The organism is Bdellovibrio svalbardensis (assembly GCF_029531655.1).
Classification (GTDB): Bacteria; Bdellovibrionota; Bdellovibrionia; order Bdellovibrionales; family Bdellovibrionaceae; genus Bdellovibrio; species Bdellovibrio svalbardensis.
The window spans coordinates 489190-515395 of record NZ_JANRMI010000003.1; the positions used below are offsets into that span (position 1 = coordinate 489190).

General features: G+C 44.3%; 29 protein-coding genes and 1 tRNA gene. 14 read left to right on the plus strand and 16 right to left on the minus strand.

All coding sequences use genetic code 11. From position 1 onward, the window contains the following. Window position 1 precedes the first annotated feature (1 nt). Together NWE73_RS12420 and NWE73_RS12425 are read right to left on the minus strand one after the other, a co-directional pair. Entirely contained in the window at window positions 2-487 is a 486-nt protein-coding gene (locus NWE73_RS12420; protein WP_277578653.1) for an FKBP-type peptidyl-prolyl cis-trans isomerase, read from the minus strand. Between the two features lie 306 nt (window positions 488-793). After that, window positions 794-973, minus strand: a complete 180-nt coding sequence (locus NWE73_RS12425) for a hypothetical protein (protein ID WP_277578654.1) — start codon at window positions 971-973, stop codon at window positions 794-796. Here NWE73_RS12425 and NWE73_RS18115 point away from each other — a divergent pair. The 7 genes from NWE73_RS18115 (at window position 887) to NWE73_RS12455 (ending at window position 6437) form a co-directional block, all read left to right on the plus strand. Next, window positions 887-1177 (plus strand): HNH endonuclease, encoded by a 291-nt coding sequence (locus NWE73_RS18115; protein WP_407652957.1) that lies wholly within the window; start codon window positions 887-889, stop codon window positions 1175-1177. The genes NWE73_RS12425 and NWE73_RS18115 overlap by 87 nt on opposite strands. Continuing rightward, complete coding sequence (locus tag NWE73_RS12430; protein ID WP_277578655.1) at window positions 1174-1653, plus strand: GNAT family N-acetyltransferase; 480 nt, start codon at window positions 1174-1176, stop codon at window positions 1651-1653. The genes NWE73_RS18115 and NWE73_RS12430 overlap by 4 nt, the downstream gene beginning before the upstream one ends. A 32-nt stretch (window positions 1654-1685) precedes the next feature. Further along, the gene (locus tag NWE73_RS12435) at window positions 1686-3326 is read left to right on the plus strand and encodes an amidohydrolase family protein (RefSeq protein ID WP_277578656.1); all 1641 of its coding nucleotides are present in this window, start codon (window positions 1686-1688) and stop codon (window positions 3324-3326) included. 32 nt (window positions 3327-3358) lie between these two features. Then, complete coding sequence (locus NWE73_RS12440) at window positions 3359-4615, plus strand: AmpG family muropeptide MFS transporter (RefSeq protein ID WP_277578657.1); 1257 nt, start codon at window positions 3359-3361, stop codon at window positions 4613-4615. Between the two features lie 54 nt (window positions 4616-4669). Then, a complete protein-coding gene (locus NWE73_RS12445; RefSeq protein WP_277578658.1) occupies window positions 4670-5779 on the plus strand; it encodes a 3-oxoacyl-[acyl-carrier-protein] synthase III C-terminal domain-containing protein in 1110 nt (369 codons plus the stop codon). Then, window positions 5779-6279: a hypothetical protein gene (locus tag NWE73_RS12450; protein ID WP_277578659.1), complete on the plus strand. Its 501-nt coding sequence runs from the start codon at window positions 5779-5781 to the stop codon at window positions 6277-6279. Before NWE73_RS12445 ends, NWE73_RS12450 begins: the two co-directional genes overlap by 1 nt. 67 nt (window positions 6280-6346) lie before the next feature. Next, a tRNA-Ser gene (locus NWE73_RS12455) sits at window positions 6347-6437 on the plus strand. Here NWE73_RS12455 and NWE73_RS18120 read toward each other — a convergent pair. From NWE73_RS18120 to NWE73_RS12470, 4 genes are all read right to left on the minus strand, one after another. Next, a complete protein-coding gene (locus NWE73_RS18120) occupies window positions 6392-8023 on the minus strand; it encodes a recombinase family protein (protein ID WP_407652958.1) in 1632 nt (543 codons plus the stop codon). The two genes, NWE73_RS12455 and NWE73_RS18120, sit on opposite strands and share 46 nt — an antisense overlap. A gap of 276 nt (window positions 8024-8299) precedes the next feature. Continuing rightward, window positions 8300-9280, minus strand: a complete 981-nt coding sequence (locus tag NWE73_RS12460; RefSeq protein WP_277578660.1) for a replication-relaxation family protein — start codon at window positions 9278-9280, stop codon at window positions 8300-8302. Window positions 9281-9556: 276 nt separating this feature from the next. Further along, entirely contained in the window at window positions 9557-10075 is a 519-nt protein-coding gene (locus tag NWE73_RS12465; RefSeq protein ID WP_277578661.1) for a GNAT family N-acetyltransferase, read from the minus strand. 300 nt (window positions 10076-10375) lie between these two features. Next, complete coding sequence (locus NWE73_RS12470; RefSeq protein ID WP_277578662.1) at window positions 10376-11299, minus strand: alpha/beta hydrolase; 924 nt, start codon at window positions 11297-11299, stop codon at window positions 10376-10378. A gap of 77 nt (window positions 11300-11376) precedes the next feature. Between NWE73_RS12470 and NWE73_RS12475 the strand changes: the two genes are divergently transcribed. Next, window positions 11377-11949: a Crp/Fnr family transcriptional regulator gene (locus NWE73_RS12475; protein WP_277578663.1), complete on the plus strand. Its 573-nt coding sequence runs from the start codon at window positions 11377-11379 to the stop codon at window positions 11947-11949. 76 nt (window positions 11950-12025) lie between these two features. Here NWE73_RS12475 and NWE73_RS12480 read toward each other — a convergent pair whose 3' ends face one another. Continuing rightward, window positions 12026-12970: a hypothetical protein gene (locus NWE73_RS12480; protein WP_277578664.1), complete on the minus strand. Its 945-nt coding sequence runs from the start codon at window positions 12968-12970 to the stop codon at window positions 12026-12028. Window positions 12971-13069: 99 nt separating this feature from the next. Between NWE73_RS12480 and NWE73_RS12485 the strand changes: the two genes are divergently transcribed. Continuing rightward, a complete protein-coding gene (locus tag NWE73_RS12485) occupies window positions 13070-13876 on the plus strand; it encodes a TIGR02147 family protein (protein WP_277578665.1) in 807 nt (268 codons plus the stop codon). 105 nt (window positions 13877-13981) lie between these two features. On the opposite strand, the gene NWE73_RS12490 is transcribed toward NWE73_RS12485, so the two are convergent. Continuing rightward, on the minus strand, window positions 13982-15154 hold the full coding sequence (locus tag NWE73_RS12490; RefSeq protein ID WP_277578666.1) for a hypothetical protein: 1173 nt from the start codon (window positions 15152-15154) through the stop codon (window positions 13982-13984). 145 nt (window positions 15155-15299) lie between these two features. Here NWE73_RS12490 and NWE73_RS12495 point away from each other — a divergent pair, with 145 nt between their 5' ends. Continuing rightward, window positions 15300-16109, plus strand: a complete 810-nt coding sequence (locus NWE73_RS12495; protein ID WP_277578667.1) for a TIGR02147 family protein — start codon at window positions 15300-15302, stop codon at window positions 16107-16109. 105 nt (window positions 16110-16214) lie between these two features. Here the strand turns inward: NWE73_RS12495 and NWE73_RS12500 are convergent, their stop codons facing one another. Further along, window positions 16215-16514 (minus strand): hypothetical protein, encoded by a 300-nt coding sequence (locus tag NWE73_RS12500; RefSeq protein ID WP_277578668.1) that lies wholly within the window; start codon window positions 16512-16514, stop codon window positions 16215-16217. Window positions 16515-16890: 376 nt separating this feature from the next. Between NWE73_RS12500 and NWE73_RS12505 the strand changes: the two genes are divergently transcribed. Further along, entirely contained in the window at window positions 16891-17490 is a 600-nt protein-coding gene (locus NWE73_RS12505; protein WP_277578669.1) for a class I SAM-dependent methyltransferase, read from the plus strand. Window positions 17491-17597: 107 nt separating this feature from the next. Here the strand turns inward: NWE73_RS12505 and NWE73_RS12510 are convergent, their stop codons facing one another. After that, on the minus strand, window positions 17598-17846 hold the full coding sequence (locus NWE73_RS12510) for a hypothetical protein (RefSeq protein ID WP_277578670.1): 249 nt from the start codon (window positions 17844-17846) through the stop codon (window positions 17598-17600). A 164-nt stretch (window positions 17847-18010) separates the two neighbouring features. Here NWE73_RS12510 and NWE73_RS12515 point away from each other — a divergent pair, with 164 nt between their 5' ends. After that, window positions 18011-18376, plus strand: a complete 366-nt coding sequence (locus NWE73_RS12515; RefSeq protein ID WP_277578671.1) for a four helix bundle protein — start codon at window positions 18011-18013, stop codon at window positions 18374-18376. Window positions 18377-18401: 25 nt separating this feature from the next. Here the strand turns inward: NWE73_RS12515 and NWE73_RS12520 are convergent, their stop codons facing one another. Then, window positions 18402-19439, minus strand: coding sequence for a S66 peptidase family protein (locus NWE73_RS12520; protein ID WP_277578672.1), 1038 nt, complete (start codon window positions 19437-19439; stop codon window positions 18402-18404). A 282-nt stretch (window positions 19440-19721) separates the two neighbouring features. Between NWE73_RS12520 and NWE73_RS12525 the strand changes: the two genes are divergently transcribed. After that, complete coding sequence (locus NWE73_RS12525; protein ID WP_277578673.1) at window positions 19722-20627, plus strand: ArsC/Spx/MgsR family protein; 906 nt, start codon at window positions 19722-19724, stop codon at window positions 20625-20627. 11 nt (window positions 20628-20638) lie between these two features. On the opposite strand, the gene NWE73_RS12530 is transcribed toward NWE73_RS12525, so the two are convergent. After that, window positions 20639-21313 carry a hypothetical protein gene (locus NWE73_RS12530; RefSeq protein ID WP_277578674.1) on the minus strand — a complete coding sequence of 225 codons (675 nt, stop codon included), beginning with the start codon at window positions 21311-21313 and terminating at the stop codon, window positions 20639-20641. A 102-nt stretch (window positions 21314-21415) separates the two neighbouring features. Then, window positions 21416-22252 (minus strand): TIGR02147 family protein, encoded by an 837-nt coding sequence (locus tag NWE73_RS12535; RefSeq protein WP_277578675.1) that lies wholly within the window; start codon window positions 22250-22252, stop codon window positions 21416-21418. A gap of 154 nt (window positions 22253-22406) precedes the next feature. Between NWE73_RS12535 and NWE73_RS12540 the strand changes: the two genes are divergently transcribed. Continuing rightward, window positions 22407-23903 (plus strand): MerR family transcriptional regulator, encoded by a 1497-nt coding sequence (locus NWE73_RS12540; protein WP_277578676.1) that lies wholly within the window; start codon window positions 22407-22409, stop codon window positions 23901-23903. 79 nt (window positions 23904-23982) lie between these two features. Here NWE73_RS12540 and NWE73_RS12545 read toward each other — a convergent pair whose 3' ends face one another. From NWE73_RS12545 to NWE73_RS12555, 3 genes are all read right to left on the minus strand, one after another. After that, the gene (locus NWE73_RS12545) at window positions 23983-24546 is read right to left on the minus strand and encodes a GNAT family N-acetyltransferase (protein ID WP_277578677.1); all 564 of its coding nucleotides are present in this window, start codon (window positions 24544-24546) and stop codon (window positions 23983-23985) included. Window positions 24547-24617: 71 nt separating this feature from the next. After that, a complete protein-coding gene (locus NWE73_RS12550) occupies window positions 24618-25475 on the minus strand; it encodes a class I SAM-dependent methyltransferase (protein ID WP_277578678.1) in 858 nt (285 codons plus the stop codon). Window positions 25476-25524: 49 nt separating this feature from the next. Then, window positions 25525-26097: a hypothetical protein gene (locus NWE73_RS12555; RefSeq protein WP_277578679.1), complete on the minus strand. Its 573-nt coding sequence runs from the start codon at window positions 26095-26097 to the stop codon at window positions 25525-25527. Window positions 26098-26206 lie beyond the last annotated feature (109 nt).

Genomic DNA, 26206 nt, shown 5'->3' on the forward strand with positions numbered 1-26206 from the left:
ATTAGTGACCGTGGTGGTGACCAGCGTCTCCGTGCAATCCGTGTGGATGTCCGTGCTGAAGTTCTTCAGCAGTTGCTTCACGAATTAGAACCATTTCGATTGCGAATTCCAGAGGCTGACCTGCCAATGGGTGATTTCCATCAAGAGTTACGTGAGTGTCTGTGATTTTTGAAACGCGAACAATGTGGGCTCCACCGCTCAACTCAAGGCGAAGGTGCGCGCCGATTTCAAGTTGTGGCAAATGAGCAAGTTCTTCTTTAGGAACTTCCATGAACATGTTGTCACGAACTTCGCCGTAAGCATCTTTCGCTTCCAGCTTAACAGTTTTTTTATCGCCTTCTTTAAGGTCTTTGATTTCTTCTTCAAGTTTAGGAAGGATTTGTCCAGCGCCTTCAAGGAAAGGAAGTGGTTGGCCTTGCTCTGAAGCATCCAAAACTGCTCCGTCAGGTCCTTTTAAAACATAGTTAAACGCCAATACTCTTCTCATTTTGAGGCTCCTTTTTTATGGGGGCAGGTATCCCATTGAACTGGACCTTTGGCAACCGTAATGCCCCGTATTTCTCAATATTTAACAGCGGGGGCTTGAAAACCCTAGGCCCACTTAGGTATAATTAAGATAGAGAACGCACCAGAAGGGGGATTCATGCATCACATGGCCTCAGTGAGGTCTTTGTTGCTCAACGCAAGTTACGAGCCCATGCGGATTGTAAGTTGGCAAAAAGCCTTGGTTTTGTGGTTTCAGGATAAGGTTGAGATACTCGAATATCATTCAGCCTTCGCTCGGTCGGTCCATTTAAGGTTTAAGCTGCCCAGTGTTTTGCGGCTGAGGACCTACGTTCGACCCCGGGCCAATCATGCCGTGCGGTTCTGCCGCGAAAATGTATATATCCGCGATAATTACACCTGCCAATACTGCGGCACAAAGTTTCACGCCAAGCAGCTCACTCTTGATCACGTCGTCCCCGCATCTCATAACGGACCTAAAAATTGGACAAATGTTGTTTCCGCTTGTCGCGATTGCAATCAACGCAAAGCAAATCGCACGCCGCGAACAGCAAATATGCCTTTACTGACAGAGCCGCGTGCTCCATCGTGGTTACCAACACTGGAATTAGAAATCAGTGCCGACCACGTTCCGCCCGATTGGGCGCCCTATTTAAGGCTTAAAACAGGATGACATCGAAGTACGAAATCAGGCTGAACTCCAAGATTGATATCCGACGGATATACACAAATGAAACTCTTCCTTTACGCAAAAAAGTTTTAAAACCTTTTCTGACAGAGGAAGAGTGCATAAACCCCGGTGACGACCTGACGTCGACTTATCATTTCGGATTGTTCCAGGAAAATAAACTCATCTCGATCTCGACCTTTATTCAAGAAGGTCATCCTGATTTTCTCTCGACATTTCCTTATCGCCTGCGCGGAATGGCCACGGATACAGAATTTCAAGGACAAGGTCTTGGTGGAATTCTGCTTCAACACGGTGTTGAATATTTGCGACAAAAAGAATGCGACTTTTTATGGTTCAATGCTCGCATCAAAGCATTTCCTTTTTATGAAAAATTGGGCTTTTCATACTATGGTCCACTCTTCGACATCAAGGACATCGGCCCCCATAAAGTCATGTACAAGATTCTTATTCCCAAGTAGTCTTTCCAGATGCATCTGCTAAGGAGAAACCGGTGAATAAGGATATTCATAATCAACTCGTTTCGGCTTTGACCACGATCATCAGCGAAACCAACGGCATCTCCTTATCCGACACGATTGATCTTCTCTTGTCGTCCGATTTGCAAAGAACTCATCGCGAAGCCTACGATCTCGTTTTCGAATTTCGGGATTTACTCAACCGCTTTCAAATAAACCAAGTTGTAATCTCGGCTTTATTGAAGCACCCGGTTTCTGCGGCGCTTTTTGAGTTCTTTAAAAACTTCCCTTTAAAATATCATGAAGAGCATATCCATCTGACTGGAGCGATCTCCGCAGAGTTTCTATATCCTCGCCTGATGAAGCTTCTGGAAGGCCCGGATAAAAAACTTTATGAGGAAAAAATCACGGAAGTTTATGGCGCCGATGCTTTGCCGATCCGCACGGTGGGCGATGTCGACCGCTTGATTCGCCTGCAAGAAAACGAAGGCTTTTCACGCTATCTTAAAATTTTGTATTTGCCGAAGTTGATCTTCCTCAATCGTGAAGTGCATGCCGAAGCCGCCTATCATATGGCAAACGAACTGCGCGAAAAGTACAACGTGGGCTCCATCCGCCTGAAGTTCTCATTGTCGCGTTCGACTTCCAGCTCTTCCGAGCAGATCCCGGGTATTGAAAACGTCACCCCGGAAGATGTCGTCTTGGGTCTTTATGATGGCTTTAAAAAATTCAAAGATGAGCATCCTGATTTTAATTTTATCCTTTCGCCGTCATTCAGAAAAGAAGCCAATCACTTTGACTCAGAAAGATTTAGCAATCGCAAAGATCACTTCATGGAGCAAATTGACGAGCTGGTGCAGATGCTCGACAAGCATCCGTTTCTTGTGCCCCATATGACGGATGTGGACACTGTCGGCGATGAGCGCGAGCTTTACCGCAAAGAGCATTTCAATGAGATGCAGGCCGGGTTTAGAAAGTTGCAATATCGTGGCTTTAAAATCCGCTCGCATCACGGAGAAACTTGGCACACTCTCAAGAAAGGCATTCAAGCCGTCGACAATGCCATGAACATTTGGCATATCGACACGCTCGAGCATGGAATCAGCCTGGGGATTAATCCCAACAAGTATTTCCATCGCCTGTATCAGGAAATCTTGCGAAAGAACCAGGGCGGACTTCCAATCACGAACAAGGACCCTCTTTACCGCGAGTTGACAGAGCTTGATTGGGGCCACCACCACGCTGTCCTTGAAAAACTGAAAAAGGGTGAACCGCTTAATGAACAAGAAGATATTCTTTTCGTAAAGGCGAAGTTCCATACAGCACGCGAAGTGGAGCACTATCAGCATGACGTTTTGAATCGTATGATTCAAAAAGGCGTGACGCTGGTGTCGCTCCCCTCTTCAAACAACAAATTGACCGGTAAGTTTGAGGACTACAAAGACCATCCGTTCTCATGGTGGGAGAAAAAAGGCGTACAATTGGGCGTCGGAACCGACAATCACATCACGCTGAACACCAACTTCATCTATGAAATGCTGATTTTGCTTTACACGGACGCTGTAAATCTTAAAATCACTAAGCTTCTTATGGTTACCACTGGCGAGACTCGTCGTCCGTTCATCAGTCATCTGCTGTGGACCATGAAAAAGAATTTACGCAAAGTAACCTCGTAAAATATTCTCTTAACAGAAAGATTCAGCACGGAATGACAGCAAAGAAAAATCTTCTTAAAGAACTTCTCAGCAAACAGATGCTTATCATTTTCCTTCTTGGCTTCTCCAGCGGTCTTCCGCTGGCGTTGACGGGCGGAACTTTGAAAACCTGGCTCTCCCGCGAGCATGTGGACATCAGCACAATTGGTTATTTTAGCTGGGTGGGCATTGCCTACTCTTTGAAATTCCTTTGGTCGCCACTTTTAGATCGTTTTACTTTGTTTAAAGTCGGTCGTCGTCGCAGCTGGATGCTGACCATGCAAGTGGCCCTCATCGGCAGCTTGGCATATATGGGAACTTTGGAACCAACTTTGAACTTGCCGGTGATGGCAACCATGGCCGTTTTGATTTCATTCTTCAGTGCGACTCAAGACATTGCGATCGATGCTTATCGCCGCGAGCTATTGACCAATGAAGAACTGGGACTGGGGTCTTCGCTCAATATTTACGGCTATCGTATTGCCATGTTGATTGCTGGCGGTGCCGGTATCGGTTTGGTCGGTTCAAGTATTTGGCCGATTAGCTGGGGTCAGCTCTATTTCCTTATGGCCGGCTGTATGTTCGTGGGTTTGATTACAACACTTCTTGCCCCGGAACCAAAACTCGACAGTCCTCCTCCAAAAACTTTGTTGCAAGCGATCGTCGATCCCTTTGCAGAATTTTTGAAACGTCCGGGGGCTTGGTACATCCTGGCTTTCGTTTTGTTGTTTAAACTTGGCGATGCTTTGGCGATTGCCCTGTTGAACCCTTTCTATGTTGAGATTGGTTTTAGTAATGCCGACATCGGCTTGATCGCGAAAACTTTCGGATTGATCTCTTCACTGGTGGGCTTCTTCTTGGGTGGCGTGGTGATTTACTATCTAGGTATTTACCGCTCCCTGTGGACCTTTGGCATCTTGCAAGCCATCTCCACGGCGTCTTTTGCAGTGCTAACATACACCGGCGCGCAACTTGTTCCGTTTGCACTAGTTGTAATCTTCGAAGATGTCAGCACGGGTATGGCCACTTCTGCTTTTGTCGCCTTCATGGCGGCGCTAAGTAACAAGAAGTACACGGCCACTCAATACGCTATCCTTTCTAGTATTGCGACTCTAGGAAGAACCTTTTTCTCTGGTTTTACCGGAGACATGGTGAAATATTTAGGATGGGCGAATTTCTATTATGTGTGCGCCCTGATCGCAATTCCAGGATTGTTAATGCTTCTGGGAATGCGCAAATATCACACTGATGACATGCTCAAATCTGCCTAGTGTTTTGTTACACTGGATCTGTCTTCAAAAAAATGTGCCCTCTAAACTGGGGGCATGTATCTAGAAAACTTTTATTCAATAAAGCCGCCGTATTCAAGCACTCAAGAAGAGTGCTTTCTTTGGTTGTCTGAAGCTCACCACATCGCTCAAAAGGATCGGCATGATACGACGGAAGGGTACCTAAAACTCTTTCACCGTGTCGGCTGCACGCAAGGACAAATTGGACGTCGTTACTTTTTCACGTCCGACTTGTCTGAAGGCGATTGGGATCACAAACAGATCTACCCAGTGCACGCTTCCGCTCGCGGAGCAACCATGCAACAGCGGCATGAGTTCTTTCATAAAACCGTCAAAAAATTATTTGATGATATTTATGAAGAACGCCCATTCCCGAATGACATCATCCATGTCAGTTGCACGGGTTATATTTCACCGAGTGCGGCACAACTGACGGCGCTCAAATCAAAAAAACCTGTCACCGTCACTCACTCTTATCATATGGGCTGCTACGGCGCCTTTCCCGCTTTGCGTATGGCTTCGGGATTTTTGGCGAACCAAGAAATCCTGGGCAACAAGAAATCCGTCGACTTGGTTCACACCGAACTTTGCAGCTTACATTTGAATCCCCAGGACAGCAGCCTGGAACAACTGGTGATTCAAAGTTTGTTTGCGGACGGATGCATTGCCTACTCGATGACCCATGAAGCGCCCAAGCAAGGATTTAAATTATTATCCCTTTATGAAGAGCTGATTCCCGAAACATCAGATGCGATGGAGTGGATGGTTTCTGATTGGGGTATGAAGATGACTCTCTCCAAAGATGTACCCAGCATGGTGGGCTCGAAAGTCCGCGATTTCACTTTCCGATGGCTCAAGGATCGCAATTACAATATCGACCACATTCAAAAGAATGCCATTTTCGCCGTTCACCCTGGCGGGCCGAAAATCATTGATCAAGTAAAAGAAAAACTCGAACTTCGCGAAGACCAAGTCGCCGCGAGCCGTGAATTGCTGCGTGAACGCGGCAACATGTCTTCCGCAACTTTGCCTCACCTGTGGCAAAAAATTCTTAATGACGACAAAGTTCCTTCAGGCACGCCCATCATCAGCTTTGCTTTCGGCCCAGGTCTGACGATTTGTGCAGGATACATGGAGAAACTCTAATGAGCGCCTTTCTGATCGTTTCCGCCATTCAAGGGACTTCCATCCTGGTCGATGAATTTTTCTTTCATCACCGGCGAACGATGCCCCGCTGGGAACGCCTGGGGCATCCGATCGATACGGCCACAGTCTTGGCTTGCTTGTACTTTCTTTATTTTACGGATCCGACCCCACTCAACATTACGATTTACTACGTGATGGCCCTGGCATCTTGCCTTTGCATCACCAAGGATGAGTGGGTGCACTGGAAGTACTGCGGCCCGACCGAGATGTGGCTGCACGCTATGCTCTTCGTCACGCACCCCTTACTGCTGTTTTCAGCGATGGCCGAATGGCAAACCGAGCGCCCCGCCTTCCTGATGGTCGCCCTGGGGGTCACGGTCTTTTTCGTCTATCAGATCGTCTTCTGGAATTTCCTAGAGCCTTACCTTCGCAGGCTAAAGGCCGAAAAGCGCAATCGCGCAATTTCGAAGGATGAGTTGTATGAATACTTTGGGGAATAGCTAAAATTTAAGGCCTAGAGCTCTTGCTTTGCCACTTTGCGACATGTTATCTTGATCTTCCTATTGCGGAGGGTTGGCCGAGTGGCTGAAGGCGCTCGCTTGGAAAGCGAGTTTACACCAAAAGTGTAACGCGAGTTCGAATCTCGCATCCTCCGCCATTTTTGATAGTAGTCGAACCCTCGATAGGGTGAACCTTAGAATCCTTTAAATTTGAATAGCCTCCGTAAACCCCAAGCCTCAGCTTGGTCGCGTGTATTTCTGCGAACTGAATGGCGTTATCAAAGACTTCGCGGTGCTTTTCTTTTGGGGCCTCGCTGAGGTGTTTGATGGCATACTCAACCCGAGCCTTTAAGGAGCTTTCGCTAACACTCGATTGCGAGGACTTTCTTTTTTGGGACTCTAACTCCAATAAACCTGCCTTAAGCTCTTGGGTTTTTTTATTGATTTCCGTTAGACGTTTATAAAAAAGCTCTGCGGAAAGCTCCGAAGGAAGCTCTTCTATCCGTTGTATAATATTTTGCGCCTTCTTTTCGTTGACCTTGATGTCTTCGGCAATTGTTTTGATTCTGGATTCAATCAAAGGCAGTTCTTTATTATTCGCGTTTTCATAGGCTTCAATTGCTTTAGCCATAAGCTCTGGTCGCGCAAGGATCTGCTTGAGGGAACTTAAAACTAAATCCTCGAACTTCATAGCTCGGACTCTTTGGACTTGGCATTTGTGCTTTGCGACTCCGGCCATGTTCAAAGTGCGGGCATGATCGTAATAAAAGTGCTTCTGGATTTTGCCATGAGCACTCTTACCATTGAGATGCTTGCCGCATTCACCACAAATCACTTTCCCTGTGAGCGGATAAGGATAGGTCTTCCATTCATCGGGTTTGAATCTTCTTCTGTTTGATTCAAGGATATTTTGAACCGCTGCAAAATCCTTCACCTCGATGATTGATTGCCATGAAGCCTTCACTTGACGAACATCGCCGCGTTTCTTATTGATCTCGCGCATTCCGATAAAAGTTGCATTAGTTAATAAATGATAAAGACTGGCCACTGTGAATTTGTTGCCGCCTTTGGATTCACCTTTGCCATTGATGTAAGACTTGGTGCGAATACCAAGGTCATTTAATTTCAAACAAGTCTGACGCAGGTTTTTTATCTCTAAGAAAATCTTAAAAATTATTTTAACGGAATCAGCGTCCGTCTCATCAATTAAAAGACTTCCCGGATTTTCAGGATTGCGCTTGTACCCAAGCGGAATCACGCCGCCATTCCATAGGCCACGTTCTGCGCGACTGGTAAAGTTGGCGGTAATCCTTTCACCAGTTTGTTTTCTTTCGAACTGATTGAAGTTCACAAGATTAAACATCATTAGCTCGCCAGCCGCCGTGGTCGTGTCGAACTGTTCACGAAGGGTGACTAGCTTGACCTTATGTTCTTTGAAAAAATCTAACAGACCACAAAAGTCTTTGATGGATCTTGATAGTCGCGAAAGTTCCGACGCCAGAACCAAATTGATTCGGCCAACGCGAATGTCTGAAAGAAGTCTTTGGAATTCAGGACGGTTCATGTCCTTGCCTGACTTAGCTTCGTCGCAATAGACATCGACGATAGTGCCCCAGTTGGGCTCGCGTCGATTTTGTCCATCGATGTATTCTTCAGCTCGTCGTCGTTGTGAAACTAACGATCCTTCAAGAATCTTGGCCTGCTCTTCTGTAGAAACGCGAAGATAAATTCCAATCCTATTCATGCGGCCTCCTTCCAAACGACCTCTTCTTTTCGGTCATTCCGTGTGATTTCTAAAAGCTTTGCATTTTGATTTCTTAAGAGTGTTTCAATCTCAAGCAGTGCCGCCACTAGCTGAACTCTTTTACGGTTTAATTCGTTCTCACTAATGCAAACTTCGCGCTGTTCGATCTTTAAGTCCTCTATAATCAATTTAAAAATTCCTTCGCCACAAAATACCTCCTTTTAAAATTTGTTACCTTTGCCTTTTTACTTCCTTTTTTTCTACTTCTCTCCTTTCTTATCCACATTTCTTTAACTCACTACTTACACTAAACGCCCTCATTCCATCCCCCTCTCGGTTCTCTACTCCTGACCCCTTACCACCACTCGTTGGGGGTGAGGGGTCAGGAGTAGAGAACCCGCCACGCAGTGGCGCTGGAAAGAGGGAGTTGGGTTGTAAATCCGAGGGCTTAGGTGTTGCTTCCAACTGCTCCCCCGGATCGTTTTGCCTGCTCACCCCTTGAGCGGGGGTGTGAGCGGGGGAACTGATCGTTAGATGATCAAATAAGATCCGCGTTAACGGCATCCATTCAGGTTCTTGAATAGGATAGATATCGGGTATTGGTTCTTTCAAAAAATTTGAAGTAATTGAAAAGAACAGATTGCCTTCATCAAAACCGAAGGTTCTTTCTGCGGCCTGATATATTTTGAAAAGATCCTTGGTGTCGTTTACGAAGTACCAAATGATGTCGTAACGAAGATCTTTGTATTCCCTGAATATGCGCTTGTAACGTGCTTCACTTTTCCTGGTTAACTCAACTTCAATGGCAATCCTTTGCGGTTTTCCCGACATAAGTTCAATCATCAATCCGTCAGGGATTACTCGTTCCTTGGCGTGCTTGTAGCGATAGTTTCTGAAGGTCTCAGCTTTAATTTGATATTCAGGTGTCCACTCTGAGGCCAGCCCAAATGACTCGAGTTTCATTCTGACGTCGTTGACAATGATGTCATGCCGAATAGTATTGCGATTTGAAAACTGCAAACGATCCTCAATTGCTTGTTGATGCTTTCCTTTGAACGCTAGTGTCCAAGTATTCGTGGCATCTTCCAATGGAACTGCTCGGCGAATAAAGTGACCTGCCTCCAATGCACGAAGACGTCTTAATGCGGTTTCTTTTGCGATCCCGACAAAGTGGAGGCGTTGTATTTGCGGTGTGGAGAGTACTCCGAATTTTTTTAGATTCTCCAAGAGCAAAATATCTCTTAATTGAAGAATCACGTTAAAAGCCAGCCTCTTTGTGGCTGAAGCATTCAAAAAATTTGAATAAGTCCATAGCTACCCCCTTGGTTGTTGATATTTTCCTTTTTAGACTTTTCTTAGTTAATTCGGGAAGTTGCTAATTTGTTCCCTGAAAAATAAGGTCTTTGAAGAAAAATACTTCAACCCATAGACAGCACTATGTGTGCCAATGTTGCTGGGGTGTTGAAATAAGAAAGGCGCTGAGTTTTTAGAAGTCAGCGCCTTATGGTAAAATTTTTGGCTAAGTTAGTAGGGTCATCTGACCGAGACAAAGACCATTGCATCGGTCCACCCTTCGCTCATCGGAATAAACCTGCGCCGAATTCCTTCCTTTTTCATTTTTAAAGCACGAGCAACTTTGATCGAGGCCTTGTTCGAGGCAGGCATCACTGCCTCAATTCGGTGAAGATCTAAGAAGTTGTGCCCAATTTCTAGAACAGCCGCAGCGCCCTCTTTGGCAAAACCTTTGTTTCGATAGTGACTATGGATTTCATATCCTAGGTTAGCCCATCGAAAATTTCGTCGTACGATGATGTTAATTTCAATTTCACCAAGATGTTCGTTTGTTTTTTTATGAAAGATGCCAAACACATAAGATCGGTCTTCCTTCCTAAGCTGCCTATTTTTCAGAACTTTTTTTCTAAATGAATCCTTGCCCCCATCTACCTCACAAGCTCGAATAACAGCTGTCGACCAGGACTTATAATCAGATAGCTTATAGGGACGAACACATAGTCGGGGAGAAACTCCATTGAGCTGGTTATTACTTTTCATGACCCAATTCTAAAGTCGACATATTCCCTGAGCAACCATCTTGTTCATTAATTATTTAAGCCACTGTCTGACCAGAAGGGCTCACCCCAAACCAAATGGTTTCAATAGTTACCATAGTCAACAGTGCGTGGACTTGTAGGCATCGCTTGGGTACTCAGATGGACGAAATAAGAAAATCAAATTTTGTTGCGCCATAGACACAGAATCTACGTCGGTCGTACCCCCCCCGCCACCGTGGCGGTGGGCTGTATAAACCATTAGCTATCAATCCAAAAAATATCGCCAATAAAATTGGCCATATCAGCGATCACTCTGCGCGAGAAAGTTTAAAATATCCTGATGGGCCATGGAACTAATTGGCTCAGCTTCGTTATCAATCTCATGAAGGGCACCGTGATACTGTTTCAGCGAAAAGTGCGGTGCTGTCCTTCTAAGAATACGCCGTGTTTCCTTGGCATCGACGTAGGTGTCTTTGTTACCAGAAAGAAGCACAAATCCCTTCATTCTTCGACTCATGGGCGTGGACCGCATCATTTTGGCGGTCAGGGCCAAGTCGATTGAAAAGCAGGGGATTTTAACCGGAGAGTCTGGCTTAATCGGATCGATGTGAGGGTCTAAAATTCCCTCGCCATAAATTTGTGTCGTTAAAGTCGGAATGGTGATCAAATCTATTTCGCCACGAAGGGGATGCTGTTCTCCTACGAAGTATTTGGGCGATATTCCGGGAGCAATCAGTACGACAGTGTCGACGTCGCCTTCAAGGGCTGCTTGGGTATAAGCGGCCAGGCCCCCCGTAGACCAGCCAAGGATTGTTTTCTTTGGAAAGTTCGTTAAATCTCGAGCGTGCAAATTCCAAATCTTATTTCCCAGTTTGCCAATCTCCAAAATACGCGTGTCGTCCATGGAGCCACTGGAGCCGCCTTGTCCCATGTAATCAAAAGCGATCACTCGATACCCAGCATCTGTCAGTTTTTGAAATAAAGGTTGATGGTTTACCATCGAATCGCCAAGCCCCTCGTAGAAGATGATGTTTCCGTTAAAGGGAACATTTTGATTTTCTTCAAGGTAGCCGTTGCGAATAAATACGACTCCGTCAGTCTTTAAAATGAAAGGGGTAACTTCACAGTTCCACGGAGCCGGGCAGGGGGTTAAAGAAGGCTGCTCGCTGGCTAGGGCTGATAAAGAGAGAAACAAAATAGTTAACGCCAATAGGGGTCTAGTCATTTTACTTTCCTTTAAGGTGAAGTGCTAGATGGGTTATAGTTGCCCTTGGGACCTTTTTCATTTACCTAGGTTAATAAATGGATGCTTATACTGCTTTAAAAGACTCTCTCGCGGCTTATCTGCCTATTCCCCCTGATCAATGGCTTCAGTTTGTTCGCTATTTGAATGTCAGGAACCTGAAGGCCGACGAGGTCTATTATTCACAAGGACAGAAATACGAAGAAATTGGTTTCGTCGTGAAGGGCCTCGTTTATAATTTTTATTCGAATGATAAGGGCGAAGAGTTTGTAAAAAACTTTGTTGCTGAAGGCAGTACTGTTGCAAGTTACATGAGTGTGGTTCGAGAGCTTCCCGCCGTTTATAGCTGTGTGGCTGTTGAGGATACCCATTTAGTGACTGTTAAATATAGCGATCTAAAAAAGCTCTACGAGTCCCATTCTTGCTGGGAGCGACTGGGAAGACTGAACGCGGAAGAATGTCTTTTTGAAACCGAACAGCGCGAGCAACAGCTTTTAATGATGAATGCAACGGAACGCTACGAGCTTTTCATGAAGCAAAACGCAGCGCTTGCCAACCGTTTGCCACAATATTTAATCGCATCCTACATTGGTGTGTCGCCAGTGACTCTTAGCCGAATTCGCGGCAAGTAGCCTGCGCATACGTTATCGACTAAAGGCACTGACTTAAAAATCAGGCCTTTTCTTACCTTCAGCAAAAACTTGGTCTCTACAAAGCAACTTCTGTAATTTGAAGAGTTCCTTTGAAAATCAGAGCCTTAACTGCCCATGGGCCTCGCGAGCTATCTCGTACTATTTTCGCAGACCACCCTCTCAATTGTTGGCTTACAATTGGGTAAACAGAATTTTCAGTCACACTTAGCGGGATGGTTAAAGTAGTTTCACTCATAAGAGGTCTTCCAGCGAGCGCTGTAAACTGCAACTTCAAGCTTCCGGAGCCATCAGTATTTTGAAGAAGAGCTTTATAGAAAATTGTTGGTGAAATGCAGCTGCCATCGCCTCTGAAGTTTTCGCAGGCAACTGACACCTGTGATGACGATGAAATACCGCGTTTCACAGGAACCACATTGTTAGCAAAGCTGGCCGCATTTGTGATGCGAGCATCGTGTGATGTGACGTCAGCTTTCTCTGGAAGAGTTCTTAAAAATTTATAGACAACTTCATGGTTAATAAGAGCGGCTTTGCTTAAAGAGTCCAGCGAAAACCAGATTTCCTGGCTTATTTCTACTTGATCAGTTCCGTCATAATAGATTGCTAGTTGTTCAATACTGCAGTTTTCGGGCACAGAGATCACACTTCCAATGTCGCCGACGTTCGGTAGCTTTTCGTCTTTAGGCAGCCATTTTACTCTATTTTCGAAGCGCGTTAAATTATCTCGAATTTCTTGTTCGGAAGCGGGTGTTACAACTCCTTGCAGTCGGTACCCATTTTTAACTGCACGAGTGTAATCTCGGAAGACATCGCCGGTTGAAGGCATTATATCAAAACCTAATTCTTGACGTGCTTCGTATAAATCCAAGACCTCAGCAGCTTGAATCTTTCCTTCTTGATTGCGGCAGACGACGGCATTTCCGCCGCCACTAGTTGACGGCCCTACAAGGCCCCATGACGAAGAGCAAAGTAATAAACTTGCTAACAATACTTGAGATTTCATTTCTATCCCCCTTTTCGTATAGCAAAGATAGGGAAACTTTTCGATGGGCTCAATTATTTAGTTATAACAAATAATCTAAATTCGTGATAACTTATAACGATGAAAAGAGTCTTTGGCTATCATTCCTATAAAAAGTACCTAAAAGATATTTCCGAAATGCAAGGACGGGGAGCGATTTCAAAACTTGCAGAGGCTGCAGGCTGTGATCGAACGTATTTATCTCAGTGTCTTTCATCAAAGGTGCAACTTACACCAGATCATATATTAGGTCTTGCTGAATATTTAAATCTTTCTGAAGCGGAAGAAGAATACTTCCTCCTTCTTTTGTTATTTGAGCGATCTGCTTCCAGAACGGCGCAACTTAAAATCAAGAAAAAGATGGAAAAACTTAATCAGGCAGATTTGATATTGAGTAAGAAGATCGCCCAAAAGGACGACAGCAATGAACTCACGGAGATTCAAAAGGCAAAATACTATTCCAGCTGGAAATACGCGGCCCTTCATACGTTATCAAGCATCAACGAATTTCAATCTACTCAGACGATGACCCGAAAGGCTCGTTTGTCTGAAATAGAAGGCTTAGGTATTCTCAAGGATTTGGAGAAAGCCGGGCTTCTGTCTTTCCAGAATGGGAAATGGATTCATTCGGGCAAGAATATCCATATTCCAACAGGCTCGTCCCACAATGCTCAAAACCACATGAACTGGAGATTGAAGGCCGTCGATAGTGTGAACAATAAAAACGCGATTCACTACACAACCTTATTTTCAGTTTCCAAAAAAGATTGGGAACTCTTGCGCACGCAGCTTCTCGCTTTTATCGACCGACAAAGAGATACCATTCATGCTTCCGGCTCAGAGGAAATGTATTGCTTTTGTTGTGATCTTTTCCAGCCGTTTGATTGATGATGAACCACCGCCACCGTGGCGGCAGATTCCGGGCATAAAAAAGAAAGAAGCCAGCGCACTTCGTGGCAGGCTTCTAGTTTCACCCTGATCTATTTTCGCTGTTTAGTTTTTCTTATAAATTAAGAACTGTACTCCTTTAATAAGAAACATATATTTCGAAGGATTAGCTATCGTTCCGGCGCGAGTGAAACCATTTTTTGCTAAGCGGTCGGTCAATAACTCAAGCGAGTTGCTTTCCATGTCGCCATCTTCACAAATCAAGGTATGCGGATATCTGCTATCCGCTGGAAACACTTGAACGATGCAATAAGTTGCAGTGTTGTCATCGGCATTTGTCGAAAATAGATCTAATTTATTCGCAAAAGTTGATAGAAAAGTGATGCTATGCTTTTCTTCCACCAGCTTGCGAGTGTCCTCTTGAAACTTCGGAATATTAGTTTCTTTTAAAATATATTTTTGTGCTACTAGATCCAGATCATTTGTTTCGCAAGATAGATAATATTGATAATTCCAATATCCCGGAGAAGTAACTCTTCCCACACAAAATTCACCTTTATGTTTTAGTTCAGCAGGTTTCACTACGAGTTTTTTGATTGTCACATCTTCCAAGAAGCCCGAAATTTGATTGGAAGTGTCGTACTTTGAGTCGGCCTGATCCGGTAATTCGATCTGAGCAAGTCCCGCGTACTCGTGATGAATTAGGACGTACTGATCCGATTCGTTTGTTGCATTGAATTTTGATAAATCACAGGTGATCGAACCTCTATCGGCTTGATCAAATCGGCAAACTTTCGGGGTCTTTCCAATCATGATTGGAAAGCCGCGATCATTTGGGCCCACACAGCTGATTTTAGCAGAGTCGATCTGTGCCATCATTTGATCGGAATATTGTGCGACAGTTAAGCCGCCGGGCAACTTAAGCCCGTTGGGACCACCATCTAGTATCCATTTTCGTAGATCCTCGCGAATAACCTGAATTCTGTCTTCACAAAGATCGCCACCGCCACTGTTCATTCCGCCCATGGACTTCGTTAGTGCTTGAGCACTTTTGGAGTTCAATGCCGCCTTTTGTTCCAGTTTATCAACGCTCTGAAGATAGCTATTCAGGCCCTTGCCTTCGCTTTCGTTAGCGGGTGAAGTTTTGATGGCTCGACCGTCTACAATCTTTACGCTGGACAATTTTTGTTGAGGGCCTGGACTTTGTGCTGGTGCTGTCAGCGGTAACAACAAAAATAGCGCTACTAGGTTCTTAAAAAGCACTTGTGAACTGTTCATAAGGTCTCCTTCGGTTAAATGATTCAAAAGTGGGACCGTTATAATGCGACGGGCTATTTATCTCCATATCAATTTATTAAACGATTGACGATAACTTTTATTATTTAATAAAGAATGTTAAGTAAATATCCGATATAACAAAGGTATGTCTATTTTTGAATTTAACGATTACAAAGCATTTTTAAGATCCGAAATCAAAAAACGCCCTGGAGCAGGAAGGGGCGAGCTATCTCGGTTGTCAGAGTTTTTGGGCATCAATGCGACGATGGTTTCGCAAGTTATGTCAGGCCCAAAAGACTTCACTTTAGAGCAGGCAAAAAAAATTGCTGAGTATTTTGTTCTTCCAAAAGTTGAAACGGATTTTTTCATTACTCTTATTCAAATCGAGAGAGCTGGCACTCAGGATCTTAAAAATTATTTCCGAGAAAAGCGCGACGAAATAAAAAAAGAATCCCTGAAAATTTCTAATAGAATTGTCAGCGAAAAAAGACTGACTGATTTAGAGCGGTCTATTTTTTATTCCAGTCATTTATATTCTGCAATTCATCTTTTTTGTTCGGTGGGCAATGGGCAAAGCCTTGAATCTATCCTGAAGAAATTTGAAATCAGTCGACAGCGCGCCCAAGAGATTTTGCAATTTCTTCTTTCAAATGGTCTGTGCATTCAGAAAAATGGACTTTATATGATGGGAACCCAATCGACTCATGTGGAAAAAGGTTCTCCTTTTTTGATTAAGCATCATTCCAACTGGCGTATTGCTGCTATTCAGAAAAGTGAAAACATCGCCGACAACGAAATGATGTTCACCGCTAATATTTCTTTGAGCCAAAAAGACTTTGCAAAGATACGCGAAACCCTGATGCAAACGATTCAAGAAATTTCTGAAACTGTCAAAGCCTCTCCGGCAGAAGAGATCGCGAATTTAAACATCGATCTTTTTTGGATTGATAGCTAATGGTTTAGATAGCTACCTTCCCCACCGCCACCGTGGCGGCAGATTCCGGGCATAAAAAAGCAAGAAGCCTGCGCACTTCTTGGTCTTCTTATCGATAACAAGTGGTTATTGGCACTCAGGATAGGTGCGCATTAAAGACAAACACTTGTTGTAAGTTTGAATGTCTTCGTTGGTATGTTCAATTCTAAAAACAGGATCATCGTTATACTGCTTCAAAGCAGAAATCACTGCTTTGTTTCCTGAAGAATAATCAAGCTTCATGAATGAAATTTGGTAGTACCCTCCATGAGTGATGTCCTCACAGGCGCAATAGTACTTGCCAGTTGGATTGCAATTACTTGCATCTGCATAAACATTTAATGAACCAAAAAAAATGACTGCGGCAATTGAAAAAAACTTTATCATTTGATTTCCCTTCAAGATCGGGACTACACGATGTAATCAATCACTACCTTCTGCAAATGAAAGGCCAGGTTACTAATTGCAATGCGCACCATGCGGGGTGTTAGTTGAGGCAAATCTCTAAGAGCCTAAAATCGAATATATTCGCGCTGGCTTATTGATTCCCCGCTGTCGTGGCCTAGCGCCATCATATCGGTATCGGTCGCCAAAGGGGCGCCGCCAAAGACCAACCCCTAATAACCAACATTACAAGCGATCTTAGCCGGAGACAAAATTGTCTGGTTATGAAGCCAACGCCAAGATTTGCCGCCGAGACCCCAAAAAGATTGGATTTTAATCACAACTTGAACCTATATCATTTCTAGATACACTTATACGTATGAGTGAGAACGATGTTTGGCAAAAATATAGCGCGGTAACTTCAGAGTCAGCTGCGCGCCCAAGGCTTTTGGAAACTCTTAATACTTTTTTTCCTTCTTTTGCAGGGATGGCGCTAGATCTCGGTTGCGGAGGCGGAAGAGATACAAGAGAGCTTCTCAAAAGAGGCTGGTCCGTTGATGCTCTTGATGCTAATGAATCAGCGCTTACACTGGTATCAAGCCTTCAGACCAATGATAATCGTTTAAATTTGATCCCTCAGCATTTTGAAGACGCTCGCTTTGAAAAAGAGTATTATGACTTAATCAATGCAAGTGCATCACTTCCTTTTTGTTCTTTAAAAGAGCTGAAAGTTTTGTGGCAAAAGCTACTATCGTCATTAAAACCTGGTGGGATTATTTCTTGCGATTTCTTTGGAATCAATGATGAGTGGAACGATGGAACACATGGTTCAATGTCGTTTTTGTCTAAAGCTGATGTTGAAGAACTACTTGAGAATTTAAAAACCGAATCTTTGGCAGAAAAAGAGATGATCGGCCCCACCGCATTAGGTGCTTCCAAGCACTGGCATATTTTCACATGCATAGCTCGCCGAATTTGACTATTTAGCGCTAGATTCTGTCCCGTGTTTTGCCAAACAATTCACGGGACCACAAAATCAAGCCAAATCCCTCAAAATCAACAAGGCTTGTCTTCTTAATAACCTTCTTACTTCTTCCGCTTCTTACCATCACTAAGCCGCTGCCAAACATGCGCCTGGCTAGCCCCAATATGCTTAGCTACCTTCACCGTCGATCCAAATACCCGCATTAGCGCCTCCAGATCCACCGCAGACGCCGCCTTAGGCTCCGGATAAGCCTCCAACTCAAAGATAACCACCGCACAGTGTTCGTCTACTTTGCGGCTCTCTCCGCCAAATTTTGCGCCAGCAAAATTTAATCTATTCTCCAGATCCATTTTCTCTGCGATGCCGTTAGGCGAGCTAGTCTTCCCGTGCGCAAAATTTAGATAATAGATTTGGAAAATGGAAAATTGATTGATGCGGGGATCGGATAATACTTTTATCTAAGTATGCTCTCTCTTCTGTCAGCCCGAGTCTGAGGATTGCACTTGGGCCTTGCATGGCATTTCCATTTGAAAATCTTGACGTTTATAAGCGCTCCATCGAATTCAACACCGCTATCGCAAGCATCTTAGAACGCAAAGGCATCACACGCACTCTCACCGATCAACTTTCTCGTGCGGCCCTTTCCATTCCCCTCAACATCGCGGAAGGTAACGGGCGGTGGCATAAAGGTGACAAGCGCCAATTCTTTTGGATCGCGCGTGGTTCTGTTTTCGAATGTGTTCCTTTGATCGAGATTCTAACGATCAAAAAAATACTAACTACTGAAGAGAACGAAACCTTCCGAGAACAACTCGAGGTCTTGGGAAAAATGCTTACAAAGCTTGCCCAGATAAATGAAGTAGATAATTCTACCGTCTGATTTTGGCCAAATGAATCCGATGCGTCTACTCTATCGAACCATCTAAAAACTGAAATGTAACTGAGTGATCTTTCTCTGCAACTAAGCGTATCGGCGAAAGTTGCGGAACAGAGATCATTGGGACTGTGTGACTACAGTCAAAGTTGTAAATAATCGGATACCGACGTGGGCCAATGATTTCCTGAAAAAGATCTTCGTAGTTAAATGGCGCGCCTTCTTGATTATAGACTTCAGGCTTACCAATAACGAGTCCGCTAATTTGATCAAAAACCCCAATAAGTTTTAACTGTTGCAAACTTCTTTCCGTTCGACTCAGCGGCGCTTCCATATCTTCAAGAAGAAGAACTTTCCGGCTGAAATCGGGCCAAAAAGAAGTTCCAGCACTACTCATGAGCGTGTTTAAGTTTAGCGCAAGAATAGGCGCTTCCACGGACCCTGGGGTGAGTACTCGCCATCCATCGTTCTTCTGCCAAGCTCGTGGAAGAGTTTTCCATTCGTCGTTATCCCAACGACGCTTGTGATTGCTCCAGCGCGAGGGGGCATCTACGCTCCGTACACCAGACTTGTGATTTACGGCTGCATCAAGAAACCAGGCTGAACTCTCCTCAACTCCATTTGGCCAATCGCCAAACCAACACATCACGCTTGGACCATAGAGAGTTCGAAGGCCCGCGAATTTTAAAATTGATACATGAAGAGAGGTTACATCACTGAATCCACAGATCAATTTTCGTTCTTTACGAATAAGATCAAAATCTAGAAATGGAATGAGGCTAGAAGAATTCATGCCACCAATAGTGGACATTAAAGCATTCACTTCTGGATCACGAATTAATGACATGAATTCGTCGGCTCTGTCTTTTGGGGTACCAGATCGATATCCTTGATGCCCACGACGTGCAGTAAGATTTCCTAACTTGACCTTGAAACCGAGTCGCTTCAATGTTTCAAGTCCATTCAAAAACAGACCTTCATTCCATTGATAAGCCGGCGATGAGGGTGTGAAAATTCCTATTGTATCGCCAATTTTTAAAGCTCTGGGTTTTATAACTTGCTGAAACATGCCTAAGACTATCAAGTAAACGAATTTGAGCAAACTGTTTCGAAGGAAACTCGCCCTGCCGCAACGAGGAACGGCTTATTTTAAAATAGGCAGTAAGTCCTCGCACCCGGTTCAAAACTCATCTATTCGTGTCCGCCATTTTTTGCTCCAAAAAAATTCCTCTATTGCTCCAATTTCCAATTTCAAAGCGACGCCGCCAGGCCAGCCAATCATCCCGTGCGCAGATCCTTTCACGAAGTAAGAATTTACATCCATCCTTATTGATGGCAACATCCTCAACATATGCTTTCATGGAAATTCTATCACAACCCCCAATGTAGCAAGAGTCGCGAAGCTTTAAGCTTGTTAGAAGCTGAAGGACAAGATTTTCAAATTATCGACTATATTAAAGAACCACTTTCCGTTGAAGATCTCTTGAAAATGATTGCTCAGCTGAGGGGACCACTTTCATCCTTAGTGCGAGCAAAGGAAGCAGATTTCTTCCATGCTCCGTTTGATTTGACCTCGGCTGAAGAGGTCGCTTTGCGCCTTTCTGAAAAACCGCATCTAATGGAACGTCCTATTCTGCAAGGAAAGGGTTCCGCGGTTATTGGACGTCCTTTAGAAAACTTAAAAGCCTTACTTAAAGGCCAATACACGACTCAACCTGCATTTAAGTTTTTATCGTTTCCCGGAAAAATTCATCTCATCAACACTGATCAAGAGCTCCAAGCGATTGCGCTTGCACTTGAATCCCATAAAGAGCTTGGTTTTGACACTGAGACTCGTCCCGCTTTTAAAAAGGGCGAGTCCTATCCCGTGGCCTTGTTGCAATTGGCGACGGATACAGATGCCTATATTATTCGTCTTAAGCACATCAAAAATATTGAAGTTATTAAAAATATTTTTGAGAATCCTGCAGTGGCTAAAGTAGGTGCTGCGATTAGAGATGACCTCAAACAATTGCAGAAGCGATTTCATTTCCAACCGCACGGCTTTATTGAACTGCAGACCGTAGCTAAAAATAAGAATCTTAAGAATATTGGTCTGAAAGGTATGACTGAAGAAGTTTTGCAGGCCACGATTACCAAAGGGCCCAAAACCACAAACTGGGAAGCGCAAGAATTAACTGAGAAGCAAATTCTGTATGCGGCAACGGATGCCTGGATCGGCCTGAAGCTTTATCAAAAGCTGACTTCCGATCCTTAGCGATCCTTCAATTAATTACATCCCTCTTGACTATCTCGGCTGCAGTCAGCTTCTTCTTTGCCGACATAGAGAGGATACTTTGTCATGTATGCAGAGAATCGCGGCACATACTGAGGTCTTCCGTCCCCACGATCTATAGTCACCTCAACTTCGAAATCAAAGTTAAGCCTCATGCGTGTATAGCCACCATGATATCCATCCGCGAAAGTAACAACTGCTCTCAACATCTGAGTTTTTTCATTAGACCCAGGAAGGCGTACAATCTTTAAGTTTCTTGCATCAAAATTCTGACAGTAAAGTGCATTGCGATTGAAGTATGACTTCCCCTGAGAAGCATTGCGACCATTGTTGCCAAGCTCTGCAAGAATATCGGCGACCTGATCGCGCATGGCAGAGTCATTATTGAATTCATCACGAATGCCAGACTCATAAACACTCAATTTATTAAGATTTTTTAGCGGCTCTTGATTTACCATCAATGATCTGCGTTCTCGTTTCGCAGCTGCGATGGCAAGAGCTTTGTTCTTTTCGATAGTTTCTGGATCTCTGTAACAAGACGGGACAGCTAAGGTCACGCTGCCGACGTCACCAACACCAGCAGGGTTACGCGGATCCGATTTAGTTGTGCTGTGACTACAAGCCGTAAGCAAGGCGAAAGTTGAAAGGCATAAGACGTACTTCTTCATATAAACTCCCTCTAATATCGTTATAAGAGATCCATCTGCATAGTTACAAATGTAATCATTTTGATGTCAGAGGAGTTTTTTATAATCTGGACCTATTTCCGACTAGGACATAATTTCCGTACTCGGAAAGAATGAAAAATTGAGCTGGTACAGTCTTCGATTGAATAAGTGATCGACGTTTCTTTTGGCCGACTGCTCCTGGACAAATGTTTCGAAATCTCTCAGGAAATCCTCGAACTCGCTCGCGCTCATCGCAACAAAAAGATTTCTAAAACGACGTTCGTGCGCTTCATATTTTTCGATAGCTTCTTCCGCACGCCTCCAAGCGTCCTTATAAAATTCTTTGTAACCAAGACCTCTGAAGTTATTTGGAAGACGCCATGATTTTTTCACCACGACCCATTTGCTTTCGCCGCCGACCTCTTGCTTTTCAAGCAGTCCCATTTTTTCAAGCTTGCTGCACGAATCAAAGAACTTCTGTACTGAGATCCCCAGAATCTGCGCTGCTTTCGCAGTGTCTTTTGCAACATCTTCAAAACTTAGAAGAGTCTGAATTCGGGGCAATAGTTCATCGGCTAGAAACTCATAGTGATTTTCAACCTCCAAGAAGTCTTCTGCGTTCATCTGAAAGCGCAAAAGTTTTTTAGCAAAAGTACGTTTTTGTTCACCGGTTTTACATTGATTGTAGTTAACAAGGGTCATGAAGTAATCAGATTCTACATCGTTGAACTGCAATGCCGCGACAAATGCCTCTGCGATACTTTCACTGATTGGGCGTTCACCCATAACAACCATACGTAAGTAAGCTCGATTCTTTAAGCCGAGCTCTTGTGCCCACTTTGTATAAGAGAAAACATCCAGACCTTTTCGATACTCATAATAGTGTTGAAGAAAAAGGACGACATTTTGATAAGAAAGAATGGCAGGCTTTTGAATCATTCCAAAAGCATTATCAATTCAACTGCCTTTTGCAATGCTGAAATAAATGGCTGATTGATCTGCTTCCTCCACTCCGCGTCAGGACCTTTAAGTCTTAAAAAATATCTCTTTACCTTGCCCTAGGGGCGGGCTCGAGCCTTATAGTCAGAGGTCGATGATGAAGAACTGGCTATCTATTGGAGAATTTGGCAAGGCAACGGGTCTTTCGATTAAGGCTCTGCGTATCTACGAGGAAAAGGGAATTCTGATCCCCTATACTCGCAGTGAAAGCCGCTATCGCGTTTACACCGCCGAGCAAACAGCCATTGCTCAGCAAGTGGTGCAATTTAAGCGATTAGGATTTTCTTTAGAGCAAATCAAGCTGTTACTGCAAGAAACCGACGGACGATCCCTGCAAGAAATCCTGGAGAGACGTCTTCAAGAAAGTCGCGTGGCGGTCCATATTCTCGCAAATCAGATTGAAAGTTTGGAAACCATTTTGACCTCTTTAAAACTCGGACAGGAATTGTCCGAACACGAAAGGGGTCAAATTATGAATAACGTTTTAGAAGTCAGTGTTAATAATTTAAAACGCAAAGGAATCGTTGATCAGAATTCCATTGCTCAGGTGAGTGAAGAGGTGTCCCTTTATTCGCCTGAGAAAATACACTTCATCAACGAGTTTCGAAAGATTCTGGATTTTGCCAAGAAAGAAAATATCCTGTTGGGGCCAGGCAGAGGAAATTCTGGAGGCAGCCTAGTATTATTCGCAGAAGGCTACTCCCCGATGAACCCCCTTCAGTATGGCTTACTTCCGGAACTATTCAGCGAAAGCAAATATATTTGGTTAGATGTCGAGTACTCCCAACATCAAAAAATCGGTCAGATGTGTGACGAACTTGCTACCAAAACCTGCTTCGAAGTCATAGCTTACCGCAGTCCCATCCTGGATATTTTAAAGAAATTGGAAAATCAAATCGGCAAGATTGAGTTCGACTCCTTTTCTGATCTTGATCCAATGATTTTGCAAGCCCCTCAGCACGGGACCCGCGGATTATTTTGGCTCGAATGGAATCCCAATTTTCATGCCTTCCAGGATATGTCATTGCAAATGCAGGAAGAATTCAACTGGGACAACGGTGTCTTAGAACGGTTTTATGCTGAGCATGGATTCAGCAGTCCCATGGACTATATCATTTTGGATTGCCTAAGAAGCCTCATGGAGAGGGATCTCTTTTTTTCTTATCCCCGAAGAGCTGTAGATGCCTGCCCCGACTCCCTTCCCGAATTGCAATACACCAAAGGTCTTCTGATCTTCCGCGAAGATTGGATCAAGCTTTTAGCAAAACATGCAAGCGTGAGCATCAGTGAAGCAAATAGAATTCACAGGGCCCTATTGAAAGACCCTCAGGGAGTTGAGCGCGAAATCCTAGAACAAATCGCCATCCCTGAAGTAAAAAATCTTTTGCTTGAACGTGTAAAAAAAGTTTACTCCAAAGCTCACGCTATAACGGGATGGTGGCACTACAAACGCACAGCCATCTTAAAAAGCCTGTGGCCGAAAGAATATCTTGCTGCTTTGGAAGAGTGGGAAGCAGAACACAAAATGGTCTGGTTCGAATTTGGCTACAAAACCAAAAATAATGATTTTTATCTAAAGGCAAATTCCTAATTAAGGTACTTCATCAAAAATATTTAAACTAGAAGCGCCAGGGAGCAGGTCTGGCGCTATCTTCGGTGCTGTTCGAAACTCAGCTCCTCTCCCAGTCCGAGCGCAGCAGCCCAAAGATAACCATGTCTGAAACTTGCCCGTAACGAATCATGTCCTGACGTAAATAGCCTTCTTGCTGCATGCCTGCCTTGAGCATCACCTTGCCTGAGGCGGGATTGTGAGCGAGGTGTCGCGATGTAATTTTATTCAAAGAAAAATGCTGAAAGCAAAAATCAATTCCAGAGATTGCAGCTTCGGTACAGTAGCCTTTTCCCCAGTACTCCTCGCCGATCCAATATCCCATCTCAGCTCGTTTGTGGGTCTTGCTCACACCATAACTGATGCAACCAATTAAGTTTCCGGAAGACAGTTCCTCCAAAGCCCAAGTCACTGCATCGCCATCAGTGAACTGCCCCAGGTGAGTCGAAATCCAGCTTTCCGCCGCGCCGTCTGGATAGGGATGTGGAATGGTGGCCGTCATCTGCGCCACTTTAATACTTCCCGCCATTCGTTGAACTTCAGGGGCATCAGCCAAAGAAAATGGGCGAAGCTTCAAGCGCGTCGTTTTAATCGTTGGAATTGCGGCGAGAGTAGTGCTGGTCACTTTAGAACTCCTTGGAAATCTAGCAGATCCCATTGCCTCAAAATTTTCACCTCAGCGCAAGAATATTTCCACTAGGTCATCGCCACCAAGAAGCCCTCGGCATTTCCAGCTCTCAACCCATCCGTGCGGGTAGCGAAATACTTTTGATAAATATCTTCACCTGAAACATATTGCGTATTTTTAAATCCAGCGTCCTTCGCCATCGCCAATATCTCAAGCGGAGAGAAGAGACTCAGGAAAGGTGTTCCCGCCTCGCCTGCTTTCTTCATCACGAACTCGAGGATTGATCTTTCTTTGGCTTCAAGAAGATCCAGCGCAAGCATGAAAGTCATCGCGAAGGTCGATCCATGAGCCAGCTTTGCTAGCTGCTGAAAGGTCGCCAAATTTGTTTCTTTTGTGAGATACATAGAAACCCCTGTGGAAACCACAACGGCAGGCTTGCTGGTATCAAAGCCAGCAGCAATCAACTGCTCCCACCACGATTGTCCCGCCTCAAAGTCGACGGGGACGAAATGCAGCCATTCTGGAGTGGCCAAGCCAATCTCAGCAAGACGTTTTTGTTTCCACGCCTGAGGCCCTGGCTGATCCACCTCAAAAACATGCAGGTGCGAAGCGATTTCTGGACGGCGTTGTGCGAAGGTGTCCAAACCCGCACCTAAGATCACATACTGGCTCACGCCCTGCTTGGCTTGATCTTCAACGATGTCTTCAATAAAGCGAGCACGTCCAACAATGGAAGCGCGCATTCCCTTTGAAAAATCAGGGTTCATATCTGGACGAAGGCGCCAATCCTGTTCGCCAACCAGTTTTAAACCGATTTCGTCGTTAAGTACGTGTGGTTCAGGATCAATTTGCACATGCAAGGCTCGCCATAAGGCAACTCGGACGGCTGTATGCTCTGGTGCTATAATCTGCTTGTCTGATGTCATGTATTTAATCTTACTGGATGAAATTTGTGAGTGTAAGTAGAAATCTAAATTATTTACTCTGGCTTTTCGCAGATATTTTTTGAATGACACGCTCACGTGACTTCTTAGCCACATCAGCATCTCGAATGCGTATACATGTCGGCCCATTTTCAAACTCATTCACAAGATAGTCGAGCTGATCAAGAGACTTTTGCAAAGATACTTTATCAGCTCTTTTCTCAAAACACTCAGATATCTCTAGAAATTTTTGAACATAGTAACTCGTATCGGGACATCTTATGTCTTTCGTAGATTCATAGGTATAAACAGAAGTTGGAAATAGCATTTCAAAATAGGTCATGTTTTTGGTTTCGTTCGGACAACCATAGCGGCATCTTCCCATCAATATAAAATCCAAACCAACAGTTACTGGAAGTGTACTAACGTACGCGACGTAACCAATAGTACCCTGATAGATTCTAAGAAACTGGGTGTCGTCTTTTTCTAGGGGAACATTATTTTGGGCATACTCACACTCCCCCTCGACAATGCTTTGGCGATACGAAGTGGTATAAAGCTTATTAGGCTTTGAGCTACACGACACCATGATCCCAAATAAAAGAAGGACTGCAATCTTCATCATAAACTCGAAATAGATTATCAAAATTTCAAGATGATTGAAGCTCCAAAAAAGATGCTAGACCAGAAACTAGTCACATCCTCAGAGTGCGGCCGTCTAACTTTTGATCAAA